A 9,556-nucleotide genomic window follows, 5' to 3' on the forward strand; every position below is an offset into this window, starting at 1 on the left:
TTGGCTTGAATGGTCTTGCAGTATTTGCCAGGAGAAGCTTATGTGTTTTAGATTCTGTCGGAACAACAAACCCTTTACTTTGTCCATTGAGGTGTCCTTCAATTCTGATAAGATCATAGACATTTGACACATCATAGGAAACAGCAGCGGCAGGAGCGCTAACAAATTCAAAAAAAGGATTGGCAGTACGGGTCGAATCCGTATAGAAAAACATAGCATTACCTGCAAAAGTGGTCTTCTGAGGGTAGGTTAGAATTCCGAAAGAGTAGGTCACATTGTTGGATGGAGTTGCGTCCGGCAATGTTTGCAGAGTGACTTTTCCTTGAGAAAATACATCCGAAAACTCTATAGTAGCTTTGCCTTTTGCAAAGCCATCCCCGTTTATCTGAAAACGTGACAGTTGCCTCGTTCCACCTGCAGGCAAAACAAGATTCACAGCAAAACCATGAAAATTAGAATTAACACCACCTACTCCGAATTCTAAGACGGGTTTGGGACCAGTAGTAACTATATTCGCAATAGAGTTAATATCGTAATTGCTTGCAACGCGTGTGGAGACCGAGGAGTATCCTTCTCCTTCATCCATCCAGGACAATTTTGCATCCCCATGCACCTTACCATATAGGTATGTAGCTGCATTATAACTGACCACCTTCTGCAAATGGTAGGGCTCCGGTGTTTTACCGTCCACAGCCGGATTAATTTCCCGCATGCGCTTACCTCCTGCCGGGTTTACAGTCAGAAAGTATGCTGCAGTATCGGTATAGAGGCTGTAAAGCTGGTGGATCTGGTTAGAGGAGTTCTTGTAGAGGTCTTTGTCCAGGGCACCGTCGTTGCGCTCGCCGTAGAACTCAATGAAGTCCTGCTGGTCCAGCCTGCCATCTGCTTCACCACCCACATAGATGGCTACTTCTTTGCCTCTCCTGAAGAGCTGAAAATGTTGCGGGTTGGTATCAGCTAAACCTAAACTGTCCAGAAAGCCGTGGCTCAGTCGGTGCAGGCCTGAGTTGACTACTTTCAGTTTGTAGTAGGTCTTCGAGTAATCAATCCATTCGTTGCCATGGAGAGCAGGCGACTGTGCAGAAGCAAACGTAATGGTCCCAACCACAAAAATCAACCCTAACAAAACGCGCTTGTATAGCTTGCAAATATTCATCGGTGTTATACTAAAACCGTGTGTCTTTAATTAAAAGAATAACCCAGTGAAATAATGATCGAGTACAGACCACCTGCATTGGCAGTATTGGCGTCACGACCATTTACACGCGACATAGCCAGATCTATGTTCAAGCCGTTGTTCTGGAAACCTACGCCGAAGTTAGGCTGCACTTTGGAGGCGTTGCCTCCGTCAAATTTTTTGTACTGCTGGTAGTTGTTGATGCCACCCCGAACAAAGACTGTCCGGGCATAAGCCAGTTCCAGCCCCACATGCGGATCTATAGATGCCAGATCGGATTGAAGCAGCACGTTGCGTTTCCCGTCAAACGTTACGTCTACATCCGTTGCCACAAGCCCTGTAAGTTTATCTGTGAAGGTGAAGCTTTTGCCAACACCCAGCACCAGGCGGGGGAGCGTCAGCTCCGCTGTATTTTCGGGCAGGTCGTTCCCGGTTTGCTGATAGGTTGCCTCCAGCGCCTCCACATTGTGCGACCAGGCCGTGAAAGTGGTGGTAATGTCTTTTGCCATGACTCCAAACTGCCAGGTACCGCGCTCCAGTTGAGCCCCTGCATCGAAGCCGAAACCCCAGGCATTGGCAAATTCACCCACATTGCGGTAAATGATCTTGGCATTCACTCCCAGCCGCAATCCTTCTACCAGATTACTCTTGCGGGCATAAGAAAGCAGCATGGCATAATCAGCCACTGAGAAGAATTTAATACTATCGTATTGGATGTAGCCATACTCGTTCTGCAGGCGGCGCGTGTCTACTATATCATCCACACCGAGACGGATCAGGGACACCGCTAAGGCACTACTTGAATCCAGGGGCATCGCAAAGCTGCCGAAGTCGTTCTTGGCGATGCCGGCAAAAAGTTCGGAGTGCATCAAGGCTATGTTATACCTGTTGGGCAGTTTCAGCAAACCGGCCGGGTTCCAGAAGCCGGCTGTGGCGTCATCTGCAACGGCCACCTGTACATTGCCCATACCTAAGGCACGGGCACCTACTCCAATATTGAGGAATTCATTGCTATACTTTGGTGTGGAAACCTGCGCTACAGCTATGCTACGACTTAAAAGCAGCAGCGCAACAAGACTTAGGAAGTAAAGTTTATTCATCGGCACCGGTACTGCTTTCTCATAATTCACAAAATATTTCAACCCCTGCATCCTGGCCTTTTATAGCTCAGATTCAGTGTGTATTGCCTTCTAACACAGGAAAAAGGGATTTAGTTGACTAGCTGAAAATTATATTTTCTCAACAAAAATAATAAAATATATCCACAAAAAGACCACGCTTAAACCCTTTCTAAAAACTTTCGTAATAAATTTTAAACAGTACCTTGTTTTACATAGTACCTTATATTATATTTGCTTCAACATTAAACGGAATCATCATGAAAGTAGAAAACACACAAGTGCAGATGCGGAAAGGCATTCTGGAATTCTGCATACTGGAGATCATCTCCCGTGGTGAGGTATATGCATCCGATATGTTGGAGGAGCTAACAGCTGCCAAGATGATAGTAGTGGAGGGTACACTCTACCCCCTGCTCACTCGCCTCAAGAACGCGGGGCTTCTCGACTATAGTTGGGTCGAATCTACCTCAGGGCCACCCCGAAAGTATTACACATTGACCGAGACAGGTCGCAGTTTTCTGGAAGACCTCCGGCTGACCTGGACCGATCTGGTAGCTTCCACTGAATTTATCATCCAAAACAAGAAAGCGCAGCAATCATGAAAAAGAACATAAGCATCAACTTACAAGGCATCATCTTCCACATCGAAGAGGATGGCTATGAGCAGCTTAGCCGGTACCTGCTTTCTATCCGAAACTATTTTTCCAGCTACGAAGGGCACGGAGAAATTGTGGCTGATATCGAGGCACGTATTGCTGAGATTTTCTCCATGCGCCTCTCTCCGGGCAAACAGGTGATCACACTTGAAGACGTGCAGTCGCTGATCGCACAGATGGGTGACGTGACCGACTTCGAGATCCTGGAGCCAATGGAGGAAGAACTTCCTTACGGAGGGCGAGCTACAAGAGCTGCAGGTGCACCAACAGCCACTGCTGAGCCACAGGCTGCCACCGCCGGACCAAAAAAACTATACCGCGATATAACCCGCAAAGTAGTAAGCGGCGTGTCAGCAGGTATAGCCAACTACCTCAACGTGGACCCGCTCTGGATACGCCTGCTTTTTGTGTTCCTGGTGATCGGTACGCCATTAACAGATGGCATCTCCGGGTCGTTTGGACTGATCCTCTACATCATCCTCTGGATCGCACTACCAGTTAACTACACGCTGCCGGAGATAACGGTCAAGAAGCTGTTCCGCGACCCGGCAGACAAGAAACTGGCGGGTGTGGCCAGCGGTATAGCCAAATATTTTGGCGTAGATATCGCCGTGGTCCGCATTTTATTCCTGGCGTTGATCTTCGCAGGAGGTTTTGGTATACTGGCCTACATCATCCTCTGGATCGCAGTACCGGAGGCGGCCACCCTGACCGAAAGAATGCAGATGCAGGGCAATCCGGTCACCTTATCGAGCATTGAACACTCGCTCAAGGAAAACCTGAACATGAAAGACCGCGATGGGGAAGAAAGCACGGCTGCCAAGGTACTGTTGTTGCCTTTTCGCCTCGTATCCCAGGTGATTAACTGGCTCGGCAGGGCACTGGGACCTCTGCTTGCTTTTCTGATTACCCTGATTCGCATCGGAGCAGGCATCTTCTTACTGGTTGTATCACTGGGATTGACGGTGGCGCTCTTTACTACCTTATTTGTGTCTTTGGGCATAGTGGATGAGCAAACGTGGGTTAGTACAGGTGATTTTCCGGCCTCCATTCTTTTGGAGGGCTTTCCCCGGCTCGGACTGGTGGCAGGTTTTTTTGTAGGCCTTATTCCGATCCTCTTTCTGATCATACTCGCGGTAGGCCTGTTGACCAAGCGCTTCTTCATGCGCCCCATTGTAGGCTGGTCTATGTTTGGGGTATGGCTGGTGAGCTTGTTTACGTTGATAGCCGTCATTGCCATGTACAGCACCAACTTCCGACGCTCCGGCGAAGTGATTGTAACCCAGTCTATACCTGTAGCCGCCTATCCGGTGCTCACGCTAGACGGCTACAATACCAACCTGGAGTATGGCGATAACATCGACATCGATTTGCAGAGCCACACTGGTAGCAACCTGGAAGTACGCCAGCGTATAGAAGCCAAAGGCAAAACGGAGGCACAGGCACAGCAAAACGCCCGCATGATCAACTACCGGGTGGTGCAAAGTGATTCTGTCATTCGTTTTGACAACGGCTTTGAATACAAAAAAGGAGCGGCTTACCGCGACCAGAAGCTGGACGTTACCCTGCTCATTCCGCAGGACAAACAATTACGCCTGACCAGAAGCTTTTTAGCGATGGTGCCGAGTGCCATTTTTGAAGAAGAGTATAGCCGCGAAAAGACCATGCGTAACCTGTGGCAGGCAAAAGGCGACAGACTGGTGTGCCTCACCTGCGCCTCCGATACGCTGGACGTAGCTGACAACGCTGATTTTGATTATGAATCCAATTCCGGTACGATGGGTATGGGCGGCAGTGTGCTTCTTGCCGAAGATGAGTATGGCTCCGATCAGGAAGTGTTTGCGTTCGAAGACTTTGACAGAATCACGATCAGTGGCCTGTATCATGTGCAGATCAAACAAGGCAACACCTATGCTGTAACGGCACGAGGCGAGCGCAAGGATCTCAATAAGCTAAAAGTAAGCAAAGACGGCAACGAACTCGAAATTTCATCCCGTGACCGGACTTTCAACCTCTTCGAAGATCACAAGGATGTACTGATCCAGATCACGGTACCGCAATTGCGCAGCCTGGACATGAGTGGTGCAATCCGGGCAGATATCGGGCATTTCAAAGCGGATAATTTTACGCTTGCCCTGTCAGGTGCAACCAAAACGAACATGCACATCAATGCTTCAACCCTAAAAGCGGACATCAGCGGCGCTTCCCAAAGCACCTTCTCAGGCAGGGTGGACCGGCTGGAGTTCAATGCATCCGGTGCCAGCAAAATGGACGCGACCAAACTGGAAGCCCACACGGTGGATATCGATGTATCAGGTGCCTGCAAGGCGGATGTATACGCTACTTCGACCCTACGAGCTGACGCCTCCGGAGGATGCAAAATCCGCTACAAAGGCAATCCGGACAATGTGGTGACAGACGTTTCCGGCGCCAGCAAGATCTCGCGTCTGTAACTATCTCTACAAAAGAGAGTGGGTTGAGCTACCAAAATCGCTCAACCCACTCCATACCTGCTCTTGGTACAAAATAAAATATGATCGTCCTGTATACCTGCTACCGGACAAACTTTAAGATTGTTTGTTTAGTTGTTTAGTGAGTTTTCCTGGCGAAGTCCCATCTCCTCTCCTTTTTTAAGCAGGAAGGCGTAGGCTTCGCCAAACTCATTTTTAACAGTACCTTCCAGTATCGCTTCTGTCAGCACTTCCTTCAGTTCCCCTACTGTTTTGGATGGCTTGAGGCCGAACGTCTCCATGATGACTTCCCCTGTGATGACGGGCTGGAAATTGCGTAGCTTGTCACTCTCTTCTACTTCGACCAGGCGTTTCTCTACCTTGTCGAAATTCTGCAGGTAGCGCTTTACCTTGTTGTCGTTTTTGGACGTGATGTCGGCGCGGCAAAGTTTCATGAGGGCATCGATGTCGTCACCGGCCTCGAACAACAACCGCCGGAGAGCCGAATCGGTTACAGTATCTTTCACCAGCGCGATTGGCCGCAAATGCAGGCGTACCAGTTTCTGCACAAACTTCATGTGCTCGTTGAGCGGCAGCTTCAGATCCTTGAAAAGCTTTGGAACCATGCGTGCCCCCCGTTCCTCATGGCCATGAAAGGTCCAGCCTACTTTTTCGGAATAGCGCTTGGTATCCGGCTTGGCTATGTCGTGCAGGATCGCCGACCAGCGCAGCCACAGGTCATCCGACACTTCGGCTACATTGTCGAGCACCTGCAGGGTATGGTAGAAATTGTCTTTGTGCGAGTTGCCTTTGATGGTGTCCACCCCTTGCAGTTCGGCCATCTTCGGGAAGATCAGCTGGAGCAGACCGGAAGCAAACAGCAGCTTAAAACCATACGAAGGTTGAGGAGAAAGAATGATCTTGTTGAGCTCATCCGTAATGCGCTCCTGCGAAACAATTTTGATACGCTCTTTATTGTCGATGATAGCGTCAAAGGTTTCCGGAGCAATGTCGAAGGCAAGCTGGCTGGCAAAGCGGATGGCCCGCATCATGCGCAACGGATCGTCCGAGAAGGTTATGCCGGGCTCCAGCGGCGTCCGAATGAGCTTACGCTTCATATCCTTGAGGCCTTCAAAGCGATCTACCACCTGTCCGTAGCTGCTCTTGTTGAGGCTTATACCTAACGCATTGATCGTGAAGTCACGGCGTTTCAGGTCGTCTTCCAGGGTTCCTGTTTCGACTTCCGGCTTACGCGAGTGCTCCCGGTAGGACTCCTTCCGGGCCCCCACAAACTCTACCTCCCACTCGCCCGAGCGCAGCATGGCCGTACCAAAATTCTTAAAAACAGACACTTTGGGCTTATGCGGCAATTTGTGCGAAACGAGTTCAGCCAGTTCAATGCCATCCCCCACACATACCACGTCGATATCCTTGGAGGGTCTTTTGAGCACCAGGTCGCGCACAAAGCCGCCGATGACGTATGCGTCAACGCCTGCTTCGGCCGCCGCGGAGGCCACTGTGTCAAAGATGGGGTGCTCCGGTAGTTTAATTGTATCCATTCTTTAAATCAAAACCTCAGACAGTATAAAACCATACGCCTGAGGCACAAAAATAAAGAGATAAATTTAAAGCCTTCGCGAAAATCGTGATTGCTTTACTCCCGGATGATCGTTTGCCCTCCGTGCTCATCGATCTTCAGGATACGCGATGGCTGCGACACGGCCTCTTCTTCCTGCCGCCACTGTACCACAAAGTCCACCCGTTCTTTTATCGCATCGGAGATCTCAGCGAACGACCGGGGAGCAGGCGCACCGCTCACGTTGGCTGAGGTAGACACAAGCGGACGCCCGAGCTGGCGGATGAGACGGTGGCAGAATTCATCGTTTACAACGCGCACCGCTATACTTCCGTCCGCCGCCATGAGTTCTTCGGGGAGGTTCTGTGCCCCCGGCAGCACAAAGGTTGTCGGTCTTTCCTGCGCCTCCACCAGGTCCTCCAACTTGCCGGGCACTTCCTTCAGGTAGCGCCGCACCATGTCTACGTCAGCCGCCAGAATGATCATGGACTTTGACTCTTCCCGCTCCTTGATCCTGAATATCTTTTTTACAGCCGCTGCATTCTCGGCGTCGCAACCTAAACCCCACACGGTATCCGTCGGGTACAGGATCACGTTGCCCAGCAACAGTTCCTCTTCTGCTGCCTGCACCTGTTTGATTAATTGTTTCATAGTTTTGATGGTTAAATGGCTTGATGGTTAAATGGCTGTTTCTCCTGGAGCTTATACCCGAATTAAAACTATAGCTGAGTTGAACAATTTAACAATCCAGCCATTTAACTATTTATTTAATCTCCTGCGTCAGTTCTACCAGCACGCCGTTGGCGCTTTTCGGATGCACGAAGCACACCAGTTTGTTATCGGCGCCTTTCTTCGGCACTTCGTTGAGCAGAATGAAACCTTCTTTTTTCAGTCGTTCCATTTCGGCCAGGATATCACTGACCTCAAAGGCTATGTGGTGGATTCCTTCTCCCCGCTTCTCGATAAACTTACTGATCGCGCTGTCGGGTGTTGTGCCTTCCAGCAGTTCAATTTTGGTCTCTCCTACTTTGAAGAAAGACGTGTTGACAGCCTCAGATTCCACAAACTCCGTTTTGTAAGGCTCAACGCCTAACAAGGTATTGTACAAGGCATTTGCCTCAGCAAAATTCTTAACGGCTATACCTATATGTTCTACGTTTATCATTTTCAATTTGTAATTAGTCTAAGTAACCTTTTTTTGTTAATTTTGTAGCGAATCCAAAACTAATAATTTCTTATAACTGTTAATCAGACAGGACAAAAAGAGATAAAAAAGAGTGATATGCTAACATTCCCGATATATTTAGACAATAACGCCACTACGCCGATGGACCCGCGCGTGTTGGAGGCCATGATCCCTTACTTTACGCACAAGTTTGGTAATGCCGCATCACGTAACCACGCTTTTGGCTGGCATGCTGAAGAAGCGGTGGATTATGCACGTGACCAGATCGCGTCGCTGATCAACTGTTCGCCCAAGGAAATCATTTTTACATCAGGCGCAACCGAGTCAGACAACCTGGCCATCAAAGGTGTGTTTGAAATGTATGCCTCCAAGGGCAACCATATTATCACGGCTACCACAGAGCATAAGGCGGTGCTGGATACCTGCAAGCATATCGAAAAGATAGGCGGCAAAGTAACCTACCTGTCGGTAAACGAGGAAGGTCTGATTGACCTTCAGCAACTGGAAGAAGCCATCACCGACAAGACCATCCTGATCTCGATCATGTATGGCAACAACGAGGTGGGTGTTATTCAGCCGATCCGTGAGATCTCGGCCATCGCCAAGAAGCACGGGGTGCTGTTCTTCACAGACGCTACCCAGGCAGTAGGCAAGATTCCGGTGGATGTGGAAGCAGATGGCATTGACCTGATGGCGTTCTCCGGCCACAAGATGTATGGCCCGAAAGGCGTAGGTGCACTGTATGTGCGTCGCAAGAACCCACGTGTGAAAGTAACGGCCCAGATGGACGGTGGCGGACACGAGCGCGGCATGCGTTCCGGTACGCTGAACGTAGCAGGTATAGTAGGCTTAGGCAAGGCGTGTGAGCTTGCCAAGCAGGAAATGGAAGCGGACACAGCCCGTCTTTCGGCTATGCGCGATCGTCTGGAGCGGGAACTGCTGACCATCGAAGAGTCTTATGTAAACGGATCCCGTGAGCACCGTTTGCCGCATGTGACGAACATCTCGTTTAAATATGTAGAAGGTGAAGGCCTGATGATGGGCGTGAAAGATATTGCCGTATCTTCCGGTTCGGCCTGTACCTCTGCTTCTTTGGAACCATCTTATGTACTAAAAGCATTAGGCTTGAGTGACGACCTGGCACACTCTTCGCTACGTTTCGGCCTGAGCCGTTTCACAACAGAAGAGGAAGTTGACTTCGCCATCGACCACGTAAAGGAAGCAGTAAGCAAACTGCGTGAGATGTCGCCACTATGGGAGATGTTCAAAGAAGGCATCGACCTGAACTCTATTGAGTGGGCAGAACATTAATCCATTAAGCATTAGGAAAGAGGAATTAAGAATGGCTTAACTCTTTTCTCCTAATTCAACTCATAATTCTAAATTCGTA

The 9,556-nt window shown here is 49.5% G+C and carries 7 protein-coding genes and 1 pseudogene; 3 read left to right on the forward strand and 5 right to left on the reverse strand.

Annotated elements, in window-relative coordinates; translation table 11 throughout:
• Window positions 1–1,156: pseudogene (locus OB13_RS07640) on the reverse strand (C25 family cysteine peptidase); the annotation flags it as partial.
• A 26-nt stretch (window positions 1,157–1,182) separates the two neighbouring features.
• Window positions 1,183–2,277 carry a putative type IX sorting system protein PorV2 gene (locus tag OB13_RS07645; protein ID WP_461489566.1) on the reverse strand — a complete coding sequence of 365 codons (1,095 nt, stop codon included), beginning with the start codon at window positions 2,275–2,277 and terminating at the stop codon, window positions 1,183–1,185.
• A gap of 278 nt (window positions 2,278–2,555) precedes the next feature.
• Between OB13_RS07645 and OB13_RS07650 the strand changes: the two genes are divergently transcribed.
• Both OB13_RS07650 and OB13_RS07655 read left to right on the forward strand, forming a co-directional pair.
• Entirely contained in the window at window positions 2,556–2,900 is a 345-nt protein-coding gene (locus tag OB13_RS07650) for a PadR family transcriptional regulator (RefSeq protein WP_461489567.1), read from the forward strand.
• Window positions 2,897–5,407 carry a GIN domain-containing protein gene (locus OB13_RS07655; protein ID WP_461489568.1) on the forward strand — a complete coding sequence of 837 codons (2,511 nt, stop codon included), beginning with the start codon at window positions 2,897–2,899 and terminating at the stop codon, window positions 5,405–5,407. Before OB13_RS07650 ends, OB13_RS07655 begins: the two co-directional genes overlap by 4 nt.
• Before the next feature lie 128 nt (window positions 5,408–5,535).
• Here the strand turns inward: OB13_RS07655 and OB13_RS07660 are convergent, their stop codons facing one another.
• The 3 genes from OB13_RS07660 to mce all read right to left on the reverse strand — a co-directional run bounded on the left by OB13_RS07660 (window position 5,536) and on the right by mce (window position 8,145).
• The gene (locus OB13_RS07660; protein WP_461489569.1) at window positions 5,536–6,963 is read right to left on the reverse strand and encodes a CCA tRNA nucleotidyltransferase; all 1,428 of its coding nucleotides are present in this window, start codon (window positions 6,961–6,963) and stop codon (window positions 5,536–5,538) included.
• Between the two features lie 95 nt (window positions 6,964–7,058).
• On the reverse strand, window positions 7,059–7,631 hold the full coding sequence (locus OB13_RS07665; RefSeq protein ID WP_461489570.1) for an L-threonylcarbamoyladenylate synthase: 573 nt from the start codon (window positions 7,629–7,631) through the stop codon (window positions 7,059–7,061).
• 112 nt (window positions 7,632–7,743) lie between these two features.
• Window positions 7,744–8,145 carry a methylmalonyl-CoA epimerase gene (gene mce, locus OB13_RS07670; RefSeq protein ID WP_461489571.1) on the reverse strand — a complete coding sequence of 134 codons (402 nt, stop codon included), beginning with the start codon at window positions 8,143–8,145 and terminating at the stop codon, window positions 7,744–7,746.
• 117 nt (window positions 8,146–8,262) lie between these two features.
• On the opposite strand from mce, the gene OB13_RS07675 reads away from it, so the two are divergent.
• Entirely contained in the window at window positions 8,263–9,477 is a 1,215-nt protein-coding gene (locus OB13_RS07675) for an IscS subfamily cysteine desulfurase (protein ID WP_461489572.1), read from the forward strand.
• Window positions 9,478–9,556 lie beyond the last annotated feature (79 nt).

The sequence above is a fragment of the Pontibacter sp. HJ8 genome (assembly GCF_054824225.1).

Coding starts and splice junctions, on each gene's coding strand:
- OB13_RS07645 (WP_461489566.1), bottom strand. CDS start 2,277: ATGAATAAACTTTACTTCCTAAGTCTTGTTGCGCTGCTGCTTTTAAGT.
- OB13_RS07650 (WP_461489567.1), top strand. CDS start 2,556: ATGAAAGTAGAAAACACACAAGTGCAGATGCGGAAAGGCATTCTGGAA.
- OB13_RS07655 (WP_461489568.1), top strand. CDS start 2,897: ATGAAAAAGAACATAAGCATCAACTTACAAGGCATCATCTTCCACATC.
- OB13_RS07660 (WP_461489569.1), bottom strand. CDS start 6,963: ATGGATACAATTAAACTACCGGAGCACCCCATCTTTGACACAGTGGCC.
- OB13_RS07665 (WP_461489570.1), bottom strand. CDS start 7,631: ATGAAACAATTAATCAAACAGGTGCAGGCAGCAGAAGAGGAACTGTTG.
- mce (WP_461489571.1), bottom strand. CDS start 8,145: ATGATAAACGTAGAACATATAGGTATAGCCGTTAAGAATTTTGCTGAG.
- OB13_RS07675 (WP_461489572.1), top strand. CDS start 8,263: ATGCTAACATTCCCGATATATTTAGACAATAACGCCACTACGCCGATG.